Here is a 22532-nt window from a genome sequence, read left to right on the forward strand (position 1 = left end):
GATAGTCCTATACAGTTACAGCGATTATCTGGTTACTATCCTACGCATCTAGGCGCAGTGCAAATTAATTCGTTGGCTAACCATTGATTAACAGCTCCTAACGTTGCAGAGGGCTAATAGCACTAATGCTGTTGTTAAATCAAAAAGAACGCAAATAGATTTTTCGATAAGTGGATTGTTTAGTTACAATGGCGGCAGTTATATTTTGTTCACTTAATTTTTAGGCTGTTATGCAACTCATTGAAATAAATAAAGCGCGTTATCGTAAGCATTTAAACCGTGTTATTGCCGGTTGTGCTGTGGGTTTGGCTGTGGGGAGTTTAGCTATATCGCAAACGCTGATTGCTTTGTTTCCTGATGAGAGCGGCACTCACTTTCATTGGAACGTAACGGGCGTTGTTATTAGCGCATTAGGGCTTGCGTGGTTACTTAATAAATACCGCACGCATCCGTTTATGATTGAAGTGGTGTATGTGTGGGAGCTTAAACAAGCGCTTAATAAAATAACGCGTAAAATGGCGAAATTAAAGGCTGCAGGGCGTGAAGGTAATAGTGATGCGCTATTGGCTATTCATTACAGTTACGCGGGCTCTAAATTGTTATGGCAGCTCGATGACAATACAATCACTATGGATGACTTAGCAATTAAGCAAGCTGAGCTGGATAGTGTGGCGGCTAAGTATAATTTAACACTTGATGCCAATGACTATGATGCAAGTATTTTAAAGAACTTTTAAAGCAATTTTAAAACGATTTTAAGTATTAAATAGCTTTTTTAATTAGCGTATTAGTTGCGCTTTTTTCTTCTGATAAGGGTTTAACATGAGTTTAATTGTTTATGGCGTACCTCTTTCTCCTTATGTACGCAAGGTGTGTCTGTGTTTGGCTGCAAAGCAGTTAGATTATAAGTTAGAAATAGTGTCGCCGTTTAATCAACCGGCTTGGTTTTTTGAGTTAAATCCATTAGGGCGTATACCAGCGCTTAAAGATGGTGATTTAGTGCTGGCTGATTCGAGTGTTATTTGCCAATACCTTGATGATAAATACACAGGGAATACAGCATTACTTGGCGACACTGTCGAGCAGACTGCTCAGGTACGCTGGTTAGAAAAATACGCTGATTATGAACTTGCGCCGTTAACTACTTTTACTGTGTTTCAACAGCGAGTAATTAATTTAGGTATGCAAAAAGTATGTGATGAAAGTTTAGTAAAGTTGGCTATGAATGAGCAGTTACCACCGCACTTTGACTATCTTGAAGGCGTGCTAGGTCATAATGATTACTTTGTAGGTAACGCGTTAACCCTTGCTGATATAGCGTTTGCGTCGCAAATAATCAATATGCAGCATGCGGGCGAGCAGATTAATGCACAGCGCTGGCCAAATTTAGCTGCACTTTTTGAGCGTGTAAAAGCATTACCAGCAATGCAAACTTTATTACAAAATGAGCAGGCTATGCTTGCGTCAATGCAATAGTGTTTAAGGTTATTTAGTTCAGTAATTAATAGCGTTTAGTTTAGAGGGAGGCTCTATGAAAAAAATACTGGTTGTGTGTTTAGGTAATATTTGTCGATCGCCTACAGCTGAAGCGGTATTAAAAAAACGTGCTGAGCAGTTAGGTATTGCCGTTAAAGTTGATTCGGCCGGTACTATAGGTCATCACGAAGGCAATTCACCAGACAGCCGATCTATGCAGGCGGGCGAAAAACGAGGTTACAGCTTCAAAGGGATTTATTCGCGTAAAGTGCGCAGTAGTGATTTTACTGAATTCGATTTGATTTTAGCCGCCGACAAACAAAATTTAGCCGATTTAACTCAGCGTTGCCCAGCACATTTACAGTATAAGCTTGCACTGTTTTTAGAGTTTGGTGAGCAGGCTGTAAGTGCTATTCCCGATCCTTATTATGGTGGGGACGATGGTTTTGAAAAGGTGCTAGATTTAATTGAAGCAGCAAGTGATAAAATATTAGCTAAATTAACCCCCAATATTTAAGTAATGGCCTTGTGCGTTACAGTGAATAAAAAAGGCGCTAAATTGCGCCTTTTTTATTAGAAAATTTATGATTACTTAGCGAGAAAACCCTGTGATATTTAGTCGCTGGGTAGTTCACTAAGTTATCGGTTAATTTTGAAGTCGAGCCGTACTTGGGTTTTTGCTGTTACAGGTATGCCATCTTCAAATTTAGGAGCATAGCGCCATTGCTCTACCGCTTTTTTTGCCGAGTGCTCAAAAGTTACGCCACCATTTGAATCAAGCACACTCACGTTTTTAACAAAGCCTGCGGTGTCTACTTCAAATTCCATAACTACACTGCCATCTTTACCTTGGCGTGCTTTGCCCATAGGGTAGTCAGGATTAACACGATAAAGCGGGGTTTGTTCTTGGCTTTCTTCCCAAGGCACCATTTTAGCAATAGCTAAGCAGTGCTTAGTTGCTTGCTCACTTTCGCCTTGCTTTTCGTATAGTGCTATAAGCTTAGAGTGAGCGCTTAGCTCGGCGCTGTGATCGTAGCTTAAGTTATTATCAAATACGGTGACTATGCGGTTTAACCTTGTAATTGCTGAATCATATTTTTTACGACCTTCATCAAACGAGGCCATTAAAAAATCTGATTTGATACGCTCTACAGCGTTTTCAGGTAAGTTTGCTTGGTAATACTCGTCAGCTTCTTCGGCGTAGTGTTTAGCAGAACGGTATTTTTCTGGCACAAACTTTTTAACTAACAAAGAGGCTGCAGCAAATTGCATGTCGGCTACAAATCTTGGTTTTTTAAGCTCCTTTGCTATATCAACTATACGTTCCAATTGGCTATCGGCCTGACGCGCTGATTTAGTATTGCTTGCCATACCTAGTAAGGCGTCTATTGTCTCGACTGAGCTTTCACCATGATTGTTAGCTAAAATATTGTACGCCTGTTTATACAGTTCGTAGCGTTTAGCTTCGTCTTCCTGGTTAAATCCGCTGATAGCTTTAGCGTAATTAATGGCTAAATTTGCGGTGTTATCTGCGTTATCGCCATATACTTTAGCACCTAAAGAGTAAGCGAGTTTGGCAGCTTGTTGTATGTTTTCGTTGGTATCTACGGCGCTTAAGTAATTTTGGTACGCTTGAGAAAATGCAGTGTTTGCATTTGTAGCTTCGCTTGCAAAAGCCGATGCAGTAATAACTGAAAGGTTAAGGCTAAGCAGTAAGGCGAGTTTATGTGGTTTCATAATGTTCCATATTATAATTATTATACTTTTTAACACATTAACAATTTACTTATAATTAGTCATGAATTGATGTAAATAAAGGTAAACAGTAAGGGCTTTAGTGAGAATTATATATTGTAATTATGCATTGATAATTAAGCTTCTCGTCGCCATATAATTGCAATAAATACCCTTGGATTTCGATCTTTTTGTATTCTTTTGTGATAATATCACTTCATTATCGTGTCGTAGTTATTTAAATATTTGGATTTGTCGTGGCGCAAGTAAGAGCAAGAGTTCAGCTTAATGTTGGCAAGAACAGTGATATTCCCGCTGAAATTATCTCGTTTACTGATTTAAAAGATGGCAAAGAACATATTGCTATGGTGTTTAACAACGCTGATACAGAGCAAGATGTACCGCTTATTCGTATGCATTCAGAGTGTTTAACGGGTGATGTATTTTACTCGTCGCGTTGTGATTGCGGTGAGCAGTTAAATGAGTGTATTGAAATGATGCACGAGCAAGGCGGTATTTTATTGTATTTACGCCAAGAAGGTCGTGGTATTGGTTTGTATAATAAAATAGATGCTTACGTGTTGCAGTCGCAAGGTATGAACACTTATGAGGCAAATAATCATTTAGGTTTTGCCGATGATTTACGTGATTTTTCGGATGCGGTGCTAATGCTAAATGCGCTTAATTTACCCCACGTTAAATTAATGACCAATAACCCTAAAAAGCTAAATGCACTAAGAGATGCTGGTATTACGGTTGATTCGGTTGTGGGTACGCACGCACACATTAAAGCCGGTGTTGCGGGTAATAAAGCGTATTTAGAAACCAAAATTAAACATGGCGCGCACATGTTAGATATCAAAAAAATTAAAAAACCTTAAATTAAGAGTAACTATGTCTACACAATTACGAGTTTTTAAGGCCGATGCTGCCCTAAAGTGGTTTAGAGCGGGCTGGCTTATTTTTAAAACCCAGCCGCTTACTTTTATTTTTATGCATTTATTTATTGGTATTGTTGGCCTGTTGTCGTTATTTTTACCGCTATTACAAGTGGTAGCGGCTTTAGCTACGCCATTTTTAACCGCAGGATTTTATCAGGCTGTGCTTACTAAGCAGCAAGGCGGTAAAATTATGCTCGCTGATATTCTCAAGCCTATTACCACTAAAGGTAATCGTTTAGGTTTACTGCGTTTGGCTTTGTACCAAATGGGTGCGGGTATTTTAATGGCATTATTAGCAAACGGTTTATTTGCCGATGCAATTGCGGTTATGGCGCAGCCAGATTTAGATCCTAATATAGCAATTAGCCAAATGTTAGAGAGTATTTCTATGGCAAGCGTGGTGCTATTTTTATTAGCGTTGTCTGTTTATTTAACTGCATTCGCTTACGCGGTTCCATTAGTTTACTTTAATAAAGAACAGCGTATTTTTAGCGCTCTTAAAAACTCCTTTATGGTGTTTTATTATAATATTTTACCGCTAAGCGTTTATGCTATTATTTGCGGGTTATTTATAGTGCTTTCGATGTTTTTATCGTTCTTACCCTTGTTGGTTTTAATGCCTATTTGCTACATTAGCTTTTTTGTATCTTATCAAGCTATTTTTATGCCGGTTGTACCACCAAGTGACGATAGCAATATTACGCCATTAAGTAGTGAGTCTAGTGGGCGTTTTGACGCTTAATGGATGATAAGTTAAAGCAGAAATTAAAAAACTATGTACTTTGGTTGTTATCAAGGCAAGAATATTCACGCCGAGAATTAACGTTTAAATTACAAAAAAAAGAAGCCACAGATGAGTTTATCGAAACCTTGCTTGATTGGTGCGAAAAGCACAATTTTGTAAACGAGCAACGTTACTGTGAAGGCTTTGTTAGAAAACACATATTTAAATGCCATGGCTTAAGGCGCATTCAAAGCGAAGCTATGGGCAAAGGGATTGACCGTTCATTACTTGAAAAAGTAATTGAAGAGCTTGAAGTAGATTGGTTTGAGCTGGCGCAGGATGCGTACAATAAAAAATATTCAAATACACCGGCAGACCTCGAGTACAAAGACAAGGCCAAGCGCGTGCGCTACCTAATGTATAGAGGCTTTAGCTACGATGAAATCGATTTTGCAATGCAAGCACAGTAAATACGGGTGAGACCTTCACATGCAGCACATGACTACCGCACAAATTAGACAACAGTTTTTAGACTTTTTTGCCAGCAAACAACATCAAGTTGTTCCTTCAAGCTCGCTTATACCGGGTAACGATGCCACTTTGTTATTTAACAATGCCGGTATGGTGCAATTTAAAGATGTATTTTTAGGCGCAGAAAGCCGCCCTTATACGCGTGCGACTAGCTCGCAGCGCTGTGTACGTGCTGGCGGTAAGCATAACGATTTAGAAAACGTTGGTTATACTGCGCGTCACCATACATTTTTTGAAATGTTAGGTAACTTTAGTTTTGGTGATTACTTCAAGCAAGACGCGATTAAATTTGCGTGGCAGTTTTTAACAGAGGAAGTAAAGCTACCTAAAGAAAAACTGTTAGTTACTATTTACCATGACGATGAAGAAGCGTTTAACTACTGGTCTAACGATATAGGCTTACCTGCAGATCGCATTATTAGAATTGCCACTGCAGATAACTTTTGGTCAATGGGTGATACCGGTCCGTGTGGCCCGTGTTCTGAAATATTTTACGACCATGGCGAGCATATTTGGGGCGGCCCTCCAGGATCACCTGAGGAAGATGGCGATCGCTTTATCGAAATTTGGAACCTAGTATTTATGCAGTACAACCGTCAAAACGACGGAACTATGCTGCCACTACCTAAGCAATCGGTTGATACAGGTATGGGGCTTGAGCGTATTGCTGCTATTTTACAAGGCGTTCATTCAAACTATGAAATTGACTTATTTAAAGGCTTAATTGCCGCTGCTGCAAGTGTTACTAACGCACAAGACATGGACGACAAATCACTACGCGTAGTGGCGGATCATATTCGTTCGTGTGCATTTTTAATCTCTGACGGGGTTATGCCATCTAACGAAGGCCGTGGTTATGTACTACGTCGTATTATTCGCCGTGCTGTTCGCCATGGTAATAAGTTAGGTGCACAAGGTGCCTTTTTCTATAAATTAGTAGCTGCACTTATTGAGCAAATGGGCCAAGCGTACCCAGAGCTTGCAAAGCAGCAAGAAATTATTGAAAAAGTATTACGCATTGAAGAAGAGCAGTTTGGTAAAACGCTAGAGCGTGGTTTAGCTATTTTAGAAGAAAGCTTAAGCGACCTTAAAGGTGATGTAATTCCTGGCGACTTAGTATTTAAACTTTACGATACTTATGGCTTTCCTGCGGATTTAACTGCAGATGTGGCGCGTGAGCGTCAAATGACGATTGATAATAAAGGCTTTGAAGAGTGCATGGCGGTGCAGCGTAAAACAGCGCAGCAGGCCGGTAAATTTGGTGCCGATTATAACGATCAATTAAAGTCAGACAAACAAACAACTTACAAAGGTTACACCACCACTAGCCATAGTGCGACTGTGGTTGAAGTGTTTGCTGGCAGTGAGTCGGTTTCATTACTAGAAGATGGCCAAAAAGGCATTGTAATACTAGACCGTACGCCATTTTATGCAGAGTCGGGCGGCCAAGTTGGTGATACAGGTGTAATTAGCGTTGCTGGTGGCGAGTTTACAGTAACTAACACGACTAAATTAGGTAATGCATTTGCACACCACGGTATAGTACAAGGCCGTATTGGTCTTAACGATAAAGTAGAAGCAACAATTGATGACGCACGCCGCGAACGCATCAAGAAAAACCATACTGCTACGCATATATTACACGAAACACTGCGCCAATTATTAGGCGAACATGTAGGTCAAAAAGGCTCGCTAGTTCAAGCAGAGCGTTTGCGTTTTGACTTTTCACATTTTGAAGCTGTTACCAAAGAAGAATTACGCGAAATTGAACGTGTAGTAAACGATGAAATTCGTTGTAACTTTGCGTTAAGTACCGAGCTTATGGCAATAGATGACGCTAAAGCAAAAGGTGCAATGGCGCTATTTGGCGAAAAATACGATGACGAAGTACGTGTAGTTACTATTGGGGACTACTCTATTGAGCTTTGTGGTGGTACACATGTTGAACGCGCAGGTGATATTGGTTTATTCAAAATAGTATCTGAAAGCGGTATTGCTGCGGGTGTTCGTCGTATTGAAGCGGTAACCGGCGCTGACGCGATTGCCTACGTGAGTGAGCAAGAGCAAAAGCTAAATGATGTAGCTGCTGTAGTTAAAGCCGACAGCGCGTCAGTACTTGAAAAAGTAACTGCGCTGCTTGATAAATCAAAACAGCTAGAAAAACAAATTGCGCAACTTAACGATAAGCTAGCAAGTGCTGCGGGTGCCTCATTACTTGATTCAGTAGTAGAAATTAACGGTATTAAGCTATTAATAGCCAACGTTAAGGGCACTGAGTCAAAAGCGTTACGTGGTATGGTTGATGATCTTAAAAACAAAATTGGCTCGGGTGTTATTGCACTAGGTGTTGCAAGCGATGATAAAGTGAGCTTAATTGCAGGTGTAACTAAAGATTTAACCGGTAGAGTTAAAGCCGGTGAGCTAGTTAACCATATGGCCAGCCAAGTAGGTGGTAAAGGTGGCGGCCGTCCAGATATGGCACAAGCGGGTGGCTCTGAGCCAGAAAACCTAACTGCAGCATTAGACAGTGTAACAGCTTGGTTTACTGAGAAAACACAAGCTTAAGTGGCACTTATTGTTCAAAAGTTCGGTGGCACTTCAGTTGGTTCAATAGAGCGAATTGAAGCGGTTGCCGACCTTGTTGTTAAAACTAAACAACAAGGCCATCAAGTGGTTGTAGTGCTCTCGGCTATGTCGGGAGAAACCAACCGCTTAATTAATCTCGCCAAACAAATAGATACTCGGCCAAGTAGCCGTGAACTTGACGTATTAATTAGCACCGGCGAGCAGGTTTCGGTGGCTTTATTAGCTATGGCTATTATTAAACGCGGTCATTCTGCTGTGAGTTTATTAGCCGATCAGGTTAATATTTTAACCGATAATATGTTTGGCAAAGCCCGTATTACAGATGTAGCTGCAACGCGTTTAAAACATGAGCTTGAGCATAACCGTATTGCAATTATTGCGGGTTTTCAGGGCCGTGATATTGAAGGAAATGTAACTACATTAGGGCGTGGCGGTACCGATACTTCGGCGGTTGAAATTGCTGGAGCAATAAAAGCTGACGAATGTCAGATCTATACCGACGTTAACGGCGTATATACTACAGACCCTCGTGTTGAACCTAATGCACGACGAATGAGCCAAGTTACCTTTGCTGAAATGCTAGAGTTAGCAAGTTTAGGGGCTAAAGTATTGCATATTCGTTCAGTTGAAGCGGCAGGAAAGCACAATGTGCCACTTAGGGTGCTATCAAGTTTTTACCCTGATGCTGGTACATTGATTAGTTTTGAGGAGAGCGATATGCCTGGTAATGTCGTTTCGGGTATTGCGTTTAATCGTGATGAATGTTTAATAAATGTAGAGGGTGTACTTAGTGGTACACGATATCTTGCAAAGATTTTGAAACTTTTTGCAGATAATGGCATCGAAATAGATATGATTAATCAAGTTAATCATAATGTTGACAAAGTAGACTATGCTTTTACTGTACACACAAATGATTATTTACACGCATTAGACGTTTTAACAGAGCAGCAAGCTCAGTTAACAGCACAAAATATTTTTGGGTTAACAACAGTCGCTAAAGTGTCTGCTGTTGGTATGGGTATGAAGTCACATTCGGGTGTTGCTAGTTTATTTTTTGATGCATTAGCTGCAGAAAATATTAATGTTATTTTAGTGTCTACATCAGAAATTAAAATATCGGTTTTAATAGATGAAAAATACCTAGAGTTGGCTGTTCGTGCATTACATAAGATATTTTTAACAGAAAATGAATAGATTGATAGGTTTTACTTACTTTTTAGTCTAATTTTCATTAAAATGTTTTAGCGGAATCTTATAATTTTATTGGAACAAGGGAGCAAAAGAATGCTAATACTAACTCGTAGAGTAGGTGAAACCCTAATGATCGGTGACGAAGTAACCGTTACTGTTCTAGGTGTTAAAGGGAATCAAGTTCGAATCGGTGTTAACGCACCAAAAGACGTTTCAGTGCATCGTGAAGAAATTTACATGCGTATTCAAGCTGAAAAGTCTAACCCTGAACCTGGCAATGCTTAATCAGCAATGTATATAACTTAGTTACATACTGAGTTATTGCCAAAAGCCACTCACTGAGTGGCTTTTTTGTGTATAAAATTAAGTGTTTCGGCAGTTAATATGTGCTTGGATATATACTGCATACCTTTTTTGTTTTTTAATAGTATGCCGCGCTCTGTGGTTATAACTTCGTTAATATCTGACCACAGAAGTTGGGTGTTTTTATAAAAGTTACTCGATTTAATCCCTTCTTCGTCAAAGGTAAGGGTGACCTCAGACCCCGAGGCTTTGCTTAGCATTTGTCTAGTAACCCACCAAGGACGGCGATAATAAAAGGCAATACATTCGAGTACCGCAACCATGATCAGAAAAGATCCTAGGTAATGATCGTCTAAACCATAAATTCCAAATAAACCGAGTGCTACTAATAGCGCCAATAAAAAGTATTTTGGTTGCGCGCGCTTGCTATGCGCAACTGATTCGTCAAAGCACTCATAAAAATAAGGCTTATCAAGCGTGTAGGTTGTTGTAAGTGTCATATAGAAGTTCTTAAAACATAGTTATATGCATTTTAACAAGCTAACCAGTAAATGCGCAGTTATATAATAAATAACTGCATAATAGATAAAGATATTGGCGTTTATTATTTATCAGATCCAACCTTTAATTTAGATATTATTTTATTACACACATAAAAAAACGGCTCATTTTAGAGCCGTTTTTTTAATAAATTAGAAGAATTAACAGTTAGTTTCTTCTGCATTTACACCTTCTTTTACTTCTTCACATGCATCTTCAACTTTGTTTTGCACGTCAGTTACTGCTTCGTCAATACGTTCACCAGCATCTTCTGCGTGGTTATCTTCACAGCCCATAATAAATAAACTTGCGAATAGGCCAATTAGTGCTGCTCTTAAAGTTGTCGAATTCATAATGTAATTCCTTGTAAATTTTGATTTAAATGATTTTTAATTAGTTTAAAACTTTAGTTTGTTACCTAGGGCTTTTTGCCACGTAGGGCACCCGATACTAAAGATATAACTAAAAGTATTAAAAATATAAAAAATATAATTTTTGCAATACCCGCTGCGGCGCCTGCTATACCACCAAAACCTAACACTGCAGCAATTAAAGCAATTACTAAAAAAGTGATTGTCCAGCGTAACATTGTATTCTCCTTGGTTTATCAAATTTGCTCAATGGATATGATGCGAGTTACGTGCCATTGTTTTTTTTTGCTTTTAAATCAATGGTTTGCTTTTGTTTGTGTTATTTCAGCGTGCACTCAATGGTAAGTTTTACGCTTTGCTATGTAATTTATTCATACTGATACAAGTGATTATGGATGTTAGTTTTTTATAAGAGAAGTTAGCGCATATTGATTTTTAGAATTGAGTTTAAGAGCTATTAAATTGCAGTTCGAGACTTGCGAGCATAGCGGGCTTAATAACAGCGGCTATTTAAATGGTTGAATAATTAACAAATATATTTGGTAAGACCAATTGCCAGTGGTGAAATTACTTTATGCTAATAGAACTGTTAACGCTTTACTTTAAGTGCATTATTAACGGTTTTTAGGTCGCCTATATAACTTTTATTTATATTCACTATTTTTATTATCTATGTAATAGCGCGTATCTAGTCCTTTTTGTAGTGTTAAGTTAATTAATAGCATGTTAGTTTTGTTTAAATTGGTTTTACCAATTTACAGGCTATAGACAAAACACTGTTTTTTGTTATTATTCGGTGAATAATTATTTACGTAAAATGATTTTTTATTTTGATTTCGGTATAAGTTTTATAGGAGAGGAAAATGGATATCGCTGCTTTACTTACAACAGCAAGCAACTTAATGCTAACCGGTATGGTGGGGGTGTTTGTGTTTCTGTCATTATTAATTACCTGCGTTACGGTTATGTCTAAGCTGGTATCTCGCTTTGCAGAGCCTGAGCTTGCAATGCCTGCCAGAACACCGTCTTTTAAATCACAAGGTGTGCCTAATGAGCACATCGCCGCAATTAGTGCTGCCATTGCTCAGTACAAAACAAACAATAATTAAAGGAGCACTTAAATGGCTAAATTAAAATTAACAGAACTGGTACTACGTGATGCGCATCAATCATTGTTAGCAACTCGTATGCGCCTTGACGATATGCTACCGATTGCAAAAAAGCTTGATGATGCAGGTTATTGGTCTATTGAGTCGTGGGGTGGAGCTACGTTTGATTCGTGTATTCGTTATTTAGGTGAAGATCCTTGGGAGCGTATTCGCGCACTAAAAAAAGCGATGCCAAATACTAAACAGCAAATGCTATTACGCGGTCAAAATTTATTAGGTTACCGCCATTATGCTGACGATGTAGTAGAAAAATTTGTAGAGCGTGCCCATAAAAATGGCGTTGATGTATTTCGTATATTTGATGCAATGAACGATGTACGTAATCTTGAAACGGCAATTAAAGCGGCTATAAAAGTAGGCGCACATGCCCAAGGGACTATTTCTTATACAGTAAGCCCTGTTCATACGCTTGATATGTGGTTAACGCTAGCTAAGCAGTTGGAAGATTTAGGCTGTCATTCAATTTGTATTAAAGATATGGCGGGTTTATTAAAGCCGTACGATGCTGAAAAACTAATTAAAGCACTAAAAGAAACTGTATCTATTCCAATTGCAATGCAGTGCCACGCCACAACAGGTTTAAGTACTGCGACTTATCAAAAAGCGATTGATGCAGGCATTGATATGCTTGATACCGCAATTTCATCTATGAGTATGACTTACGGACACACCGCAACTGAAACTATTGTATCGATAGTTGAAGGGACTGAGCGTGATACTGAGCTTGATTTAAATCACCTTGAAGAAATTGCTGCTTACTTTAGAGATGTACGTAAAAAATACGCGGCATTTGAAGGTAGCTTAAAAGGGGTTGATGGCCGTATTTTACTCGCGCAAGTACCTGGTGGCATGTTAACTAACATGGAAAACCAGCTTAAAGAGCAAGGCGCAGCAGATAAGCTTAATGAAGTTTTACTTGAGATCCCACGTGTACGAGAAGATTTAGGCTTTTTACCGCTTGTTACACCAACGTCGCAAATTGTAGGCACTCAAGCGGTACTTAATGTACTAACGGGTGAGCGCTATAAAACAATTACTAAAGAAACAGCTGGCGTATTAAAAGGTGAATATGGCCTAACACCAGCACCTATGAATAAAGAGCTACAAGAGCGTGTGCTTGATGGAGCAGAGGTAATTACTTGTCGTCCTGCAGATAATATTGCACCTGAGCTTGCAACGCTTGAGGCTGAATTATTAAAAGAAGTACAAGAGCAAGGTTTAACTCTTGCTGATGAGCAAATTGATGACGTACTAACGTATGCATTATTCCCACAGGTTGGTTTGAAGTTTATTAAAAACCGTAACAACCCAGATGCATTTGAGCCAGTTCCTTGTGTTGAAGATAAAAGTAATAAAGCTCCCTCTAAATCAGCTTCAAATAACAACAGCGTTAAAGCTGAGCAATACAGCGTAAAAGTAGACGGTAAGGTTTACGACGTTGTTGTAGCTCAAGGCGGCGAGCTTAAAGAAGTTACATTAAAAGACTCAGAACATATTCCTCAGTCTGCTTCGGTTGCATCAGGCGAAACACTTAACGCCCCTTTAGCCGGTAATATTTTTAAGATAAAGGTAAAAGCAGGGCAAGTTGTGAATGAAGGTGATGTAGTGATTATTATGGAAGCCATGAAAATGGAAACTGAAATACGCGCTACGCACACCGGAACAATTGCTGAAGTGTTAGTTGGTGAAGGCGATGCTGTAACTACCGGCGACGCTATGATTGCATTAGCTTAGGAGTAAATAGAGGATGGATGGTATTTTAAACCTCTGGCATGCCACAGGCATTGCTAACTTTACATTTCCAGCGTTGATTATGATTGCGGTAGGCTGTTTATTATTGTTTTTGGCAATAGCCAAAAAATTTGAGCCCCTATTATTATTACCTATCGGCTTTGGTGCAATATTAACTAATATTCCGGTGGCAGGTTTATCCGACCCCGGCGGCTTACTGCATTATGTGTATTATGTAGGTATTGATACCGGTATTTTTCCACTATTAATATTTATGGGAGTAGGCGCGTTAACTGATTTTAGTGCGCTAATTGCTAACCCTCGTATGTTGCTATTAGGTGCAGCTGCACAGTTTGGTATTTTTGCGACTTTGTTTGGCGCTATTTTACTTAACTATGTACCTGGTTTTGAATTTAGCCTGCAAGATGCGTCGGCTATTGCGATAATTGGTGGAGCTGATGGCCCAACCGCTATATTTTTAGCCTCTAAACTGGCACCCGACTTGTTAGGTGCGATTGCGGTAGCTGCTTATTCGTATATGGCATTAGTGCCAATTATTCAGCCGCCAATTATGCGCGCATTAACCACGGTTGAAGAGCGCCAAATAAAAATGCCAGAGCTGCGTAAAGTATCTAAAAAAGAGAAAATTATTTTTCCGTTAATGGTACTTAGCTTAACAGCAATGTTTTTACCTGCGGCGATACCTCTGGTTGGTATGTTTTGTTTAGGTAACTTAATGCGAGAGTCGGGTGTTGTTGATAGATTAAGTAACAGTGCTCAAAACGAAATCATCAATGTTACAACTATATTTTTAGGTTTAGCTGTAGGCTCAAAGCTTGCTGCAGATAAGTTTTTAACTGTTGAGACGATTGGTATTTTAGTGCTTGGCGCACTGGCTTTTGCTATAGGTACAGCCTCGGGCGTATTTATGGCTAAAGGGTTAAATAAAATATCTAAAACGCCGATTAATCCATTAATTGGTGCTGCGGGAGTATCGGCTGTACCCATGGCGGCGCGCGTAGTAAATAAAGTAGGCCTTGAGAGCAATCCACATAACTTTTTACTTATGCATGCAATGGGGCCAAATGTTGCCGGAGTACTAGGCAGTGCAGTTGCAGCAGGTATTTTATTAGCACTTGTTGGCTAACATCAATTTTAAAATCCAACCGATTAGCGCAGTTTACTGCGCTTTTTTTTATGCTTAATTTATTGACTGTTTTTGTTACAGTAAGCTACTTGTAATTAATTAAGGATAGCCGGCATGCATGACACTCCTTTGGCAAAATATTTACCTAATGTTAGCAAGCTCATATTTGGTTGTATGGGACTTGGGGGAGGCTGGAATAAAGACCCCTTAACTAATACTCATACCCAGCAGGCACATGTTTGTATAGATACAGCAATAGCCGGTGGCATTAATTTTTTTGATCACGCCGATATTTATACATTTGGTAAAGCTGAGCAGGTGTTTGGCCAAGTCCTTAAGCAGCGCCCAGAGCTGAGAGAGCAAATTTATATCCAGTCAAAGTGCGGAATTCGTTTTGCCGATGAGCAAGGGCCAAAGCGCTACGACTTATCAAAGCAATGGATTGAGCAATCAGTAGAGGGCTCTCTTAAGCGGTTAAATACTGATTATTTAGATGTACTTATGCTGCACAGACCCGACCCTTTGATACAAGTTGAAGAAGTAGCTCAGGTATTTAGTCGCTTAAAAGAAAGTGGCAAAGTACGTCATTTTGCGGTGTCTAATATGTCGCAGCAACAAATACAGTTTTTACAAACAGCCCTTGATATGCCCATAGTTGCCAACCAAATTGAAGCAAGCTTAAAGCAATCAGCCTGGGTTGATGAGGGGGTATATGTCGGTAACCGCGATGGCAAAGACATTAACTTTACTCCCGGCTTTATAGAATATTGCACCGAGCAGGAAATACAAATTCAAAGCTGGGGTAGCTTATGCCAAGGATTATATTCAGGAAAACAGCTGCAAAATGCATCACCTGCAGATATTAATACCGCTATATTAGTTAATAAGTTAGCAGCACTTTATAGCACGTCTGCCGAGGCTATTGTATTGGCTTGGTTACTGCGCCATCCGGCATTAATTCAACCGGTAATAGGCACAACTAATGCTAAGCGACTGGCTGCATCGTGCAGCGCTGTAAATATAGAATTAACCCGAGAGCATTGGTATGCATTATATGTCAGCGCCAAAGGGCACGAGTTACCCTAATTTAGACCCCCACTTAAGGTATTACTATGAATATATTCGTTATTTTAATTAGCTTGTTTGTCGCATTGTTAATATTAATTCCGTTATTAGAAAAGTATCAAAGTAAAATAGGCTTAGATGGCGCTAAAAAATACAGTAAGTATATATGGCCACTGGTAATGGTATCGTTAGTGGTACAGCTAATTTATGTATTAATGAATTAGTGTGTCAGTCTATTATTCATAGGCAAAAAAATTATAGGTACAAAAAAGCCTTTGCAAGTTACCTAGCAAAGGCTTTTTTAATAATGATTTAATGTTACTTAAGTGCTAACTGTAGTTCGCGGTTGCGCTCTAACTGGGCAATAAAGTTATCAGCAATAGGCTTAAACTTGGCAAGCTCTGCACGTGGCAGCGGCTCTGACTTAGGCAATTTAACGGTTTTAGGATTACGATGAACACCATTAACTAAAAATTCATAGTGTAAGTGGGCACCGGTCACACGACCAGTAGAGCCAACAGTACCGAGTTGCTCACCTTGCTTAATTTTTTGCCCTGTTTTTACTAGGCGTTTATTAAGGTGCAAGTACTTAGTTACGTACTGTGTGCCATGGCTAATAAATACATAGTTACCATTATATTTACTGTAACCCGATTTAATAACTTTACCATTACCTGAGGCAACTACCGGCGTGCCAGTGCGCGCCGCAAAGTCTATACCGCGATGCGCTCTAACTTGCCCCGTTACTGGGTGCAAACGTCGCGGGTTAAAGCTTGAGCTTATATATTTAAAACTAACTGGTGCACGTAAAAATGCTTTTTTCATGCTGCGCCCTTCAGGAGTATAAAAACTACCGTCAGTGTGGCGAATTGCAGCATAGCGCTGGCCTTGGTTAACAAATTCCGCAGCAATAATTTTACCAGTACCAATAAACTCACCATCTACATAGTGAGATTCATAAATTAAACCAAACCCATCGCCTTTGCGAATATCGTTAGCAAAATCTACATCCCAACCAAATATATCGGCAAAGTTCATTATTTGGCGCTCGCTTAAACCTGCAGCTATTGCTGAAGTCCAAAAGCTACTAGAAATTTCGCCGCCTACTGTTTTAGTTAGTGTTTCTATTTCTTTACTATCGATTGAAGTGTCGTATTGCCCTTCATCGTTTAAGGTAACAAATAAAGTGTCTGTTTTTGAAATAACGTAACGCAGCTGTGCTAAATCGCCATCTTTTGCAGTGGCAAAACTCAGTGTTTCACCCGGGTGAATTTTAGTAAGTTTGCGAGTTTCTGCGTTAGTGTTAATTAATTTATGTAACGTTTGAGCTGAAAAGCCAGCACGTTTAAAAATAATAGCTAAGTTATCTCCATTTTTTACTTGGTGATCAACAAAGTCGTATTCTGGCAGCTTGTCTGCTGCTTGCTCTGAGTTTAACGCAGTTAATTTTTCGTTGTCATCAACTTTAACTTGTAACTCATAGCGCTTGCCAATTTCTAGCGTGTTTTCACTATTGTCTTTGGATGCAGTGGCTTTTTCAGAAGGGAGAAAAGCTAAGCCAGCAATAGCAGAAACTAAGCCTAAAATAAGCAATTTGTGTTTTTTGGGGAGCGTGTGAACCACGTGAACCATAACGTGCCTTTTTCTGCTGTCAAGAAAATTAATAGATTATCTTGCAGGATATAACGAATAATGTACGAATACTAGTATTTTGTAGATTTAAACTAATGCTAAATTAAGCTAAAATCACAGGGCTTATAGGCATCTTAGTATTAAAGCAGCTTATGATCTAGGTGTTTTATTAATCTAGAACTAGGGCTAAACCGCGGTATTTTTGAGCAAAATAATAAAACAATGATGCATCATCACGTTAGTAATTTAAAAACCAAAGCTGCAGCTGTTTGTGCTGTTTTTAAAGTGTTGCAAACAGTTATCTTTACTCGTTTATGCAACTTATGCCGCTTTGCCTTATTTAGTGACGCTATCGTTTAAAAAGTTGTTTTAATTAGGTAATAATTTGCTATCTTAGTTACATAGGTTTATTGACTCTAAAAGTGCTACTTATCTAGTAATAAGCCGCGAGCATATTAATAATTAACCCCTTCGTTAACAGAATTTTTTGGAGTAACACACAGTGGATTTACAAACCGCTCTTGCAGAGATAAAACGCGGTACAGAAGAGATATTAATTGAAGATGAGTTAGTTGAAAAATTAAAATCTGGAAAAAAACTAAAAATTAAAGCGGGCTTTGATCCAACCGCGCCTGATTTACACTTAGGTCACACGGTACTTATTAATAAAATGAAAACCTTTCAGGACTTAGGTCATGAGGTTGTATTTTTAATTGGTGACTTTACCGGTATGATTGGCGACCCAACAGGTAAAAACGTAACGCGTAAGCCGCTTACTCGCGAAGACGTGCTTGCTAATGCTGAGACTTATAAAGAGCAAGTATTTAAAATTCTTGATCCTGCAAAAACCACGGTCGCATTTAATTCTACCTGGATGGAAAATTTAGGCGCAGCTGGAATGATCAAACTTGCAGCACGCCAAACCGTTGCGCGTATGTTAGAGCGTGATGATTTTAAAAAGCGTTACGCTAGTGGCCAGTCTATTGCTATTCATGAGTTTTTATATCCGTTAGTGCAAGGTTGGGATTCGGTTGCACTTGAGGCTGATGTAGAGCTCGGTGGTACTGATCAGCGCTTTAACCTGCTAATGGGTCGTGAGCTACAAAAAGACGAAGGCCAAAAACCACAAACAGTAATAATGACGCCGTTATTAGAGGGCACCGATGGGGTGCAAAAAATGTCTAAATCGTTGGGTAACTATATAGGTATTACCGATGCGCCTAACGATATGTTTGGTAAAATAATGTCGATTAGTGATGTGCTAATGTGGCGTTACTACGACTTATTAAGCGGGCTGTCGATTGCTGGTATTAACGCGCAAAAAGAGCGTGTAGAGCAAGGTACAAATCCTCGTGATATTAAAATTGAGTTAGCAAAAGAGCTTATTGCGCGCTTTCATAGTGAAGCCGATGCACAAGCAGCTCATGATGACTTTATTCAGCGCTTTCAGAAAAAAGCTCTGCCGGATGAAATACCTGAACTAACAGTAACCATTGAGCAAGACAGCATTTTAATTGCTAACTTGCTTAAAGAAGCTAACTTAGTTGCTAGTACATCAGAAGCAATGCGCATGATTAAGCAAGGTGCAGTTAAGCTCAACGGCGAAGATAAAATTACAGACACTAAACTTGAAATAGCAAAAGGCAGTACGGCTATTTACCAAGTAGGTAAGCGTAAGTTTGCAAATATTACTGTAGCGTAAAGCTAAACGGTAAAACGCTAAAAACCAGCCACGGCTGGTTTTTTTGTGCTTATATTTTTTGTATTTTTAATAATAGGTGTGTAACTCGCCCTTAGCTAAATGTTTTTAAGTATTTCTATGCAAACAACGACCAGTAACCAAAATACCCGCGCTTGATTTAGTCTATTAATAGTAATCGGCACGTCCTCAGCAATAGGGAGGCGTTCGGTACCAATACGCATTTTGTTAAAACGTTCGCCAAAATACACTGCAGGCCCGCCTAGTTGTACGCCTAATGATGCAGAGCAAGTGCTTAAAAGCCACCCGGTATTAGTTTGATAAAAGTGCCTGCCATAATGCTTTATATAATGCATGCTTAGCTTGCTCGCTTTACTGGCTGCAATAGTCAGTGCCAATAAGCGCATAGGAATAAATTCAATAATAAACAAGGTAATTTTAAGCGGCTTTAAAAAAGGGCTGTTGGGTTTAATGTTACTGCGCCATGCCTGCTCAATTAAAGTAAGTAATCGATAGGCAAGCGCTGCAATAGGGCCAAGTACTAAAAAAACAAATATCACCACAAAGTAATATCTTGCAGTACGTAATATTAGGCTCTCTATTAAGGCTTTAATTATGCCTGCACCAGAGAGTTTAGTAACATCTCGGGCTACTAATGGCTTTAATAGCTCACGGGCGGCAGATTTTTGATTTTGTTTGGTAAGCTTAGCAATACGTAGTGCTTTTTTATCAATAGCTTTACTCTCAAGGCATAAATATAAAATAAGCCCGGCGAGTAATTCAGGGTAAAATGCAAATTCCAGTAGTAATACAATAATAATAAGTACCACACTTAAAATAAGTGTACTGGCAAGGGCTGCGGCTAAATATTGATAGCTATTGGGTTCTGCTGCTTTATAAATACGCTTACCAATAGCGCTAAAAATAGCCGTTAAAGCGGTGTTAGGATGATACCAACTAACAAGTGGTAAAAAGCGCTCAGCAAGGAGCGCCATTATAAATACAATAAAGTCCAAGTGATTTTGAACCATATTGCTGAGCATTTACAGTGAAACTGCCGTTAGCTTTTCAAGTAACGCCACTACCATTTTAGATGAATTGATTGATGCTGTTTCTAGGTATTCTTCAAACGACTGCGGCGACTCTTTGCCGGCAATATCTGACATCGAGCGAATAACCACAAACGGTGTATTAAGTGTATGACAGGTTTGCGCAATTGATGCCCCTTCCATTTCTACTGCAAGCATTGTAGGAAAGTCGCTACGGGCTTTTTCAATACGTATTGGGTCACACATAAATATGTCGCCGGTACAAATTAAACCAACTAAGGTTTTTACGTCACTAATTTGCGCAATAGTTTGCTCTGCGGCAGCCACTAATTTAGGGTGTGCTGCAAAACCTGCTGGCATTTGTGGTACTTGACCTATTTCGTAACCAAAGGCAGTTACATCAACATCATGATGACGAACTTCTGACGAAATAACTACATCGCCCACATTTAATGACGGATCAAAGCCGCCGGCAGAGCCGGTGTTAATTACGCAATCAGGGGCGAAGTTGTCAATAAGTAATGTAGTTGCAATAGTTGATGCTACTTTACCAATACCAGATTGAACCAATGTTACTGTGTTACCTGCTAATTCACCGGTATAAAAAGTAAAACCAGCTTTAGTTAAAGTTTGTGGATTTTGCATTGCTTCGCGCAAAATTTTAACTTCTGGCTCCATTGCGCCAATAATACCAACATTCATAGTGTTAAGTTCCTGAGTTTGAATGCGCTGATTATACGTGAAGTTAGCGCTAAAAAACAAAAAAGCGAGCAGTTTTACTTTGCTCGCTTTTTATTATGTTATTTACGTTAAATTTCGGCTAGTGCTGTAGAGTGCGCTTTAGCTTGAGAGGGTGATAGCACCGCTGGTTTTTGAACTCGGGTACGAATAGGGCGAGCTGTTTGCGTAGCCGCAGGTTTGCCGAGTTTAAACATAATAGCGTCGCGTACTTCACTTGGGCGATAGCCTGATTTTACTTTCATACGAATATGCGGGATGCCAGCGGCCTCTAATGCGCCATTAACAAACCAGTCGCGTTGTGCTTTATGGCCATCTTTATTGGCATTGTTTACTAAGTCTACGGCTGCCACTATGGTCATTTTTTCTTTATCGACTAGCACAAAATCAAGCTGTTTATTTTTAGCTTTAGCCATTGCTGCACGCTTAGACTTTGCCGATAAACCTTGTTTGCAATCAATCACGTCGATTAGTTTTACACGACTAACAATTTTATACTGATCGCCCACTGCGCGTTCTAATAAATTTAAAAAAGCACTTTCTACTTGAGTAAATACATTTTGCTTGCGGGTAAAAGGATAAGGGTTTCCGCCATCATCGTTAAACTTTGACGCAACAACAGAGGCCCCAACAACTAATACTAAAATTGATAATAAAGCGAATTCCATACGGTAACTCCATAACAACAAATTGACACTGCTTAAGTAAAGCAATTAACGTGCCTAAATTAGTTAGTTAAGTAGTATGTTCCCGTATGGATATTGAACACTGCAAAATAAGAACTTAAGCTCTATAACCGCCAGCAACGCCTTTAACTGCAATAGCGAGTGCGTCGTGCGCATGCAGCGATTCGTAATGATTTATTTGTAACCAGTAATCACTGTATTGCTGTGTTTCTAGTAGCGCTTTAATTTTACGAGCAGCATCTTCACAAAACATTAAATTTTGACCATTTAGGCGGGCAAACTCTTGTTCATCTTCACGTTTCACTGCCGCTTGTACTGGCGTTTTTAATTCATCTTCAATCGTGTTAATTAAATTAACTACGTCAAATTGAGTAATATTACTGTCGAGCTTTACTTTTACATTAGCAATTGAGCGCTGCGAGTGTGGGGTGGCTACAATACCTTGCGTAGTACCTAGCCATTCTAGTGCTTCTTTTTGACTGAGGGTTTCTTGACTGAATTTTTCGGCAAATGCATTTTGTATCAGCTGACGCGCAAGTGCCGCTGAACATGGGCAAGTTGATGAATAGGTTACATCAACACTTAGCTCGTAATTAATAACACCTTGTTCAATTGTGCTGGTTAATATAACGGGGTAACTTTTCCAGCCAGCCTTGCCGCTTAATAACGATTTACGGCGCAGTGGTAATTCAAACTTAAATTCTATAAGTGCTTTATCACTTAAGCCTTCGTGGCTACTAATAAAAAAATCGAGCGCTTGAGCTAATGTTTGAGGATTAACTTGCTGCTCAGTAGAGAGCGTGTCGAGCGCTAAAAATAAGCGCGACATATGAATGCCTTTTGCATCTTCTTTGTGTAAGTTTACAAAAGCGCGGGCTTTAGCATTAACAGTAACTGGCGTTATGCCATGCGACTCAAAAATAAATGGCAGTTCAATTTCACCCATTCCCACCCAGTCTAATGTACCAGTTTGTAAGGCGGGAGCCGTGTTAGCTATATCGGGCATATTAGTTTGCATGGTGTGTTACTCGTTATTAGCAATAATAAAGCGCCGCATTTTACACTAAATAATTTATTGCTGGAATGATGAGTTGTAGCCAGCTAATGATTCAAACAATAAATATTAGAGTTTTTATCGCACAACATGAAAATAGCTGATAGAAAATGCTAAAATTAACCATAACATACAATTTAAACCTTTTTGTAATTAAGCTAA

General features: G+C 39.3%; 24 protein-coding genes. 15 read left to right on the top strand and 9 right to left on the bottom strand.

Annotation, left to right across the window (positions count from 1 at the left end; translation table 11 throughout):
- The first annotated feature begins 230 nt into the window (after positions 1-230).
- The 3 genes from PNIG_RS02890 (at position 231) to PNIG_RS02900 (ending at position 1993) form a co-directional block, all read left to right on the top strand.
- Complete coding sequence (locus PNIG_RS02890; protein ID WP_086993283.1) at positions 231-737, top strand: DUF3087 domain-containing protein; 507 nt, start codon at positions 231-233, stop codon at positions 735-737.
- Positions 738-822: 85 nt separating this feature from the next.
- Positions 823-1476 (top strand): glutathione S-transferase family protein, encoded by a 654-nt coding sequence (locus PNIG_RS02895; protein WP_089367773.1) that lies wholly within the window; start codon positions 823-825, stop codon positions 1474-1476.
- 55 nt (positions 1477-1531) lie between these two features.
- The gene (locus PNIG_RS02900) at positions 1532-1993 is read left to right on the top strand and encodes a low molecular weight protein-tyrosine-phosphatase (RefSeq protein ID WP_089367774.1); all 462 of its coding nucleotides are present in this window, start codon (positions 1532-1534) and stop codon (positions 1991-1993) included.
- Positions 1994-2115: 122 nt separating this feature from the next.
- On the opposite strand, the gene PNIG_RS02905 is transcribed toward PNIG_RS02900, so the two are convergent.
- Positions 2116-3213: an energy transducer TonB gene (locus PNIG_RS02905; RefSeq protein ID WP_011327230.1), complete on the bottom strand. Its 1098-nt coding sequence runs from the start codon at positions 3211-3213 to the stop codon at positions 2116-2118.
- Between the two features lie 254 nt (positions 3214-3467).
- Between PNIG_RS02905 and PNIG_RS02910 the strand changes: the two genes are divergently transcribed.
- The 6 genes from PNIG_RS02910 to csrA all read left to right on the top strand — a co-directional run bounded on the left by PNIG_RS02910 (position 3468) and on the right by csrA (position 9471).
- The gene (locus tag PNIG_RS02910; protein ID WP_011327231.1) at positions 3468-4091 is read left to right on the top strand and encodes a GTP cyclohydrolase II; all 624 of its coding nucleotides are present in this window, start codon (positions 3468-3470) and stop codon (positions 4089-4091) included.
- A gap of 13 nt (positions 4092-4104) precedes the next feature.
- Positions 4105-4893, top strand: a complete 789-nt coding sequence (locus tag PNIG_RS02915; RefSeq protein ID WP_089367775.1) for a BPSS1780 family membrane protein — start codon at positions 4105-4107, stop codon at positions 4891-4893.
- Positions 4893-5345, top strand: a complete 453-nt coding sequence (locus tag PNIG_RS02920; protein WP_011327233.1) for a regulatory protein RecX — start codon at positions 4893-4895, stop codon at positions 5343-5345. Before PNIG_RS02915 ends, PNIG_RS02920 begins: the two co-directional genes overlap by 1 nt.
- Positions 5346-5364: 19 nt before the next feature.
- A complete protein-coding gene (gene alaS / locus PNIG_RS02925; protein WP_011327234.1) occupies positions 5365-7971 on the top strand; it encodes an alanine--tRNA ligase in 2607 nt (868 codons plus the stop codon).
- Entirely contained in the window at positions 7972-9189 is a 1218-nt protein-coding gene (locus PNIG_RS02930) for an aspartate kinase (protein ID WP_089367776.1), read from the top strand.
- Between the two features lie 90 nt (positions 9190-9279).
- Positions 9280-9471 (top strand): carbon storage regulator CsrA, encoded by a 192-nt coding sequence (gene csrA / locus PNIG_RS02935; RefSeq protein WP_011327236.1) that lies wholly within the window; start codon positions 9280-9282, stop codon positions 9469-9471.
- 50 nt (positions 9472-9521) lie between these two features.
- On the opposite strand, the gene PNIG_RS02940 is transcribed toward csrA, so the two are convergent.
- From PNIG_RS02940 to PNIG_RS02950, 3 genes are all read right to left on the bottom strand, one after another.
- Positions 9522-9989, bottom strand: a complete 468-nt coding sequence (locus PNIG_RS02940) for a YcxB family protein (protein WP_011327237.1) — start codon at positions 9987-9989, stop codon at positions 9522-9524.
- Between the two features lie 201 nt (positions 9990-10190).
- The gene (locus tag PNIG_RS02945) at positions 10191-10382 is read right to left on the bottom strand and encodes a hypothetical protein (RefSeq protein WP_011327238.1); all 192 of its coding nucleotides are present in this window, start codon (positions 10380-10382) and stop codon (positions 10191-10193) included.
- A gap of 65 nt (positions 10383-10447) precedes the next feature.
- The gene (locus tag PNIG_RS02950; protein ID WP_011327239.1) at positions 10448-10618 is read right to left on the bottom strand and encodes a DUF1328 family protein; all 171 of its coding nucleotides are present in this window, start codon (positions 10616-10618) and stop codon (positions 10448-10450) included.
- Positions 10619-11263: 645 nt separating this feature from the next.
- Here PNIG_RS02950 and PNIG_RS02955 point away from each other — a divergent pair.
- The 5 genes from PNIG_RS02955 (at position 11264) to PNIG_RS20005 (ending at position 15736) form a co-directional block, all read left to right on the top strand.
- Positions 11264-11509, top strand: coding sequence for an OadG family protein (locus PNIG_RS02955; RefSeq protein WP_011327240.1), 246 nt, complete (start codon positions 11264-11266; stop codon positions 11507-11509).
- A 12-nt stretch (positions 11510-11521) separates the two neighbouring features.
- Positions 11522-13303 (top strand): sodium-extruding oxaloacetate decarboxylase subunit alpha, encoded by a 1782-nt coding sequence (gene oadA / locus PNIG_RS02960; protein WP_011327241.1) that lies wholly within the window; start codon positions 11522-11524, stop codon positions 13301-13303.
- A gap of 13 nt (positions 13304-13316) precedes the next feature.
- Positions 13317-14447: a sodium ion-translocating decarboxylase subunit beta gene (locus tag PNIG_RS02965; RefSeq protein ID WP_011327242.1), complete on the top strand. Its 1131-nt coding sequence runs from the start codon at positions 13317-13319 to the stop codon at positions 14445-14447.
- Positions 14448-14561: 114 nt separating this feature from the next.
- Positions 14562-15533, top strand: coding sequence for an aldo/keto reductase (locus PNIG_RS02970; RefSeq protein ID WP_089367777.1), 972 nt, complete (start codon positions 14562-14564; stop codon positions 15531-15533).
- Between the two features lie 26 nt (positions 15534-15559).
- Entirely contained in the window at positions 15560-15736 is a 177-nt protein-coding gene (locus PNIG_RS20005) for a hypothetical protein (RefSeq protein WP_011327244.1), read from the top strand.
- A gap of 94 nt (positions 15737-15830) precedes the next feature.
- Here PNIG_RS20005 and PNIG_RS02975 read toward each other — a convergent pair whose 3' ends face one another.
- Positions 15831-17144, bottom strand: a complete 1314-nt coding sequence (locus tag PNIG_RS02975) for a peptidoglycan DD-metalloendopeptidase family protein (protein WP_011327245.1) — start codon at positions 17142-17144, stop codon at positions 15831-15833.
- 502 nt (positions 17145-17646) lie between these two features.
- Between PNIG_RS02975 and tyrS the strand changes: the two genes are divergently transcribed.
- Positions 17647-18846: a tyrosine--tRNA ligase gene (gene tyrS / locus PNIG_RS02980; protein ID WP_011327246.1), complete on the top strand. Its 1200-nt coding sequence runs from the start codon at positions 17647-17649 to the stop codon at positions 18844-18846.
- A 95-nt stretch (positions 18847-18941) separates the two neighbouring features.
- Here the strand turns inward: tyrS and PNIG_RS02985 are convergent, their stop codons facing one another.
- The 4 genes from PNIG_RS02985 to folE2 all read right to left on the bottom strand — a co-directional run bounded on the left by PNIG_RS02985 (position 18942) and on the right by folE2 (position 22334).
- The gene (locus tag PNIG_RS02985) at positions 18942-19886 is read right to left on the bottom strand and encodes a cobalamin biosynthesis protein CobD/CbiB (protein ID WP_089367778.1); all 945 of its coding nucleotides are present in this window, start codon (positions 19884-19886) and stop codon (positions 18942-18944) included.
- Entirely contained in the window at positions 19887-20594 is a 708-nt protein-coding gene (gene mtnN, locus PNIG_RS02990; protein WP_011327248.1) for a 5'-methylthioadenosine/S-adenosylhomocysteine nucleosidase, read from the bottom strand.
- Between the two features lie 107 nt (positions 20595-20701).
- Complete coding sequence (locus tag PNIG_RS02995; protein ID WP_011327249.1) at positions 20702-21298, bottom strand: DUF2726 domain-containing protein; 597 nt, start codon at positions 21296-21298, stop codon at positions 20702-20704.
- Between the two features lie 115 nt (positions 21299-21413).
- Positions 21414-22334, bottom strand: a complete 921-nt coding sequence (gene folE2, locus PNIG_RS03000) for a GTP cyclohydrolase FolE2 (protein WP_086993242.1) — start codon at positions 22332-22334, stop codon at positions 21414-21416.
- Positions 22335-22532: the final 198 nt, after the last annotated feature.

The organism is Pseudoalteromonas nigrifaciens, from assembly GCF_002221505.1.
GTDB classification, from domain to species: domain Bacteria; phylum Pseudomonadota; class Gammaproteobacteria; order Enterobacterales; family Alteromonadaceae; genus Pseudoalteromonas; species Pseudoalteromonas nigrifaciens.

What these genes read in the sequence shown, in the direction of transcription:
- mtnN (WP_011327248.1), bottom strand. Translation starts at nt 20,594, where the DNA reads ATGAATGTTGGTATTATTGGCGCAATGGAGCCAGAAGTTAAAATTTTG.
- PNIG_RS02970 (WP_089367777.1), top strand. Translation starts at nt 14,562, where the DNA reads ATGCATGACACTCCTTTGGCAAAATATTTACCTAATGTTAGCAAGCTC.
- PNIG_RS02975 (WP_011327245.1), bottom strand. Translation starts at nt 17,144, where the DNA reads ATGGTTCACGTGGTTCACACGCTCCCCAAAAAACACAAATTGCTTATT.
- oadA (WP_011327241.1), top strand. Translation starts at nt 11,522, where the DNA reads ATGGCTAAATTAAAATTAACAGAACTGGTACTACGTGATGCGCATCAA.
- PNIG_RS02920 (WP_011327233.1), top strand. Translation starts at nt 4,893, where the DNA reads ATGGATGATAAGTTAAAGCAGAAATTAAAAAACTATGTACTTTGGTTG.
- PNIG_RS02950 (WP_011327239.1), bottom strand. Translation starts at nt 10,618, where the DNA reads ATGTTACGCTGGACAATCACTTTTTTAGTAATTGCTTTAATTGCTGCA.
- PNIG_RS02940 (WP_011327237.1), bottom strand. Translation starts at nt 9,989, where the DNA reads ATGACACTTACAACAACCTACACGCTTGATAAGCCTTATTTTTATGAG.
- csrA (WP_011327236.1), top strand. Translation starts at nt 9,280, where the DNA reads ATGCTAATACTAACTCGTAGAGTAGGTGAAACCCTAATGATCGGTGAC.
- PNIG_RS02985 (WP_089367778.1), bottom strand. Translation starts at nt 19,886, where the DNA reads ATGCTCAGCAATATGGTTCAAAATCACTTGGACTTTATTGTATTTATA.
- PNIG_RS02895 (WP_089367773.1), top strand. Translation starts at nt 823, where the DNA reads ATGAGTTTAATTGTTTATGGCGTACCTCTTTCTCCTTATGTACGCAAG.
- PNIG_RS02890 (WP_086993283.1), top strand. Translation starts at nt 231, where the DNA reads ATGCAACTCATTGAAATAAATAAAGCGCGTTATCGTAAGCATTTAAAC.
- PNIG_RS02905 (WP_011327230.1), bottom strand. Translation starts at nt 3,213, where the DNA reads ATGAAACCACATAAACTCGCCTTACTGCTTAGCCTTAACCTTTCAGTT.
- PNIG_RS02955 (WP_011327240.1), top strand. Translation starts at nt 11,264, where the DNA reads ATGGATATCGCTGCTTTACTTACAACAGCAAGCAACTTAATGCTAACC.
- PNIG_RS20005 (WP_011327244.1), top strand. Translation starts at nt 15,560, where the DNA reads ATGAATATATTCGTTATTTTAATTAGCTTGTTTGTCGCATTGTTAATA.
- PNIG_RS02915 (WP_089367775.1), top strand. Translation starts at nt 4,105, where the DNA reads ATGTCTACACAATTACGAGTTTTTAAGGCCGATGCTGCCCTAAAGTGG.
- alaS (WP_011327234.1), top strand. Translation starts at nt 5,365, where the DNA reads ATGCAGCACATGACTACCGCACAAATTAGACAACAGTTTTTAGACTTT.
- PNIG_RS02900 (WP_089367774.1), top strand. Translation starts at nt 1,532, where the DNA reads ATGAAAAAAATACTGGTTGTGTGTTTAGGTAATATTTGTCGATCGCCT.
- folE2 (WP_086993242.1), bottom strand. Translation starts at nt 22,334, where the DNA reads ATGCAAACTAATATGCCCGATATAGCTAACACGGCTCCCGCCTTACAA.
- PNIG_RS02995 (WP_011327249.1), bottom strand. Translation starts at nt 21,298, where the DNA reads ATGGAATTCGCTTTATTATCAATTTTAGTATTAGTTGTTGGGGCCTCT.
- PNIG_RS02965 (WP_011327242.1), top strand. Translation starts at nt 13,317, where the DNA reads ATGGATGGTATTTTAAACCTCTGGCATGCCACAGGCATTGCTAACTTT.
- PNIG_RS02945 (WP_011327238.1), bottom strand. Translation starts at nt 10,382, where the DNA reads ATGAATTCGACAACTTTAAGAGCAGCACTAATTGGCCTATTCGCAAGT.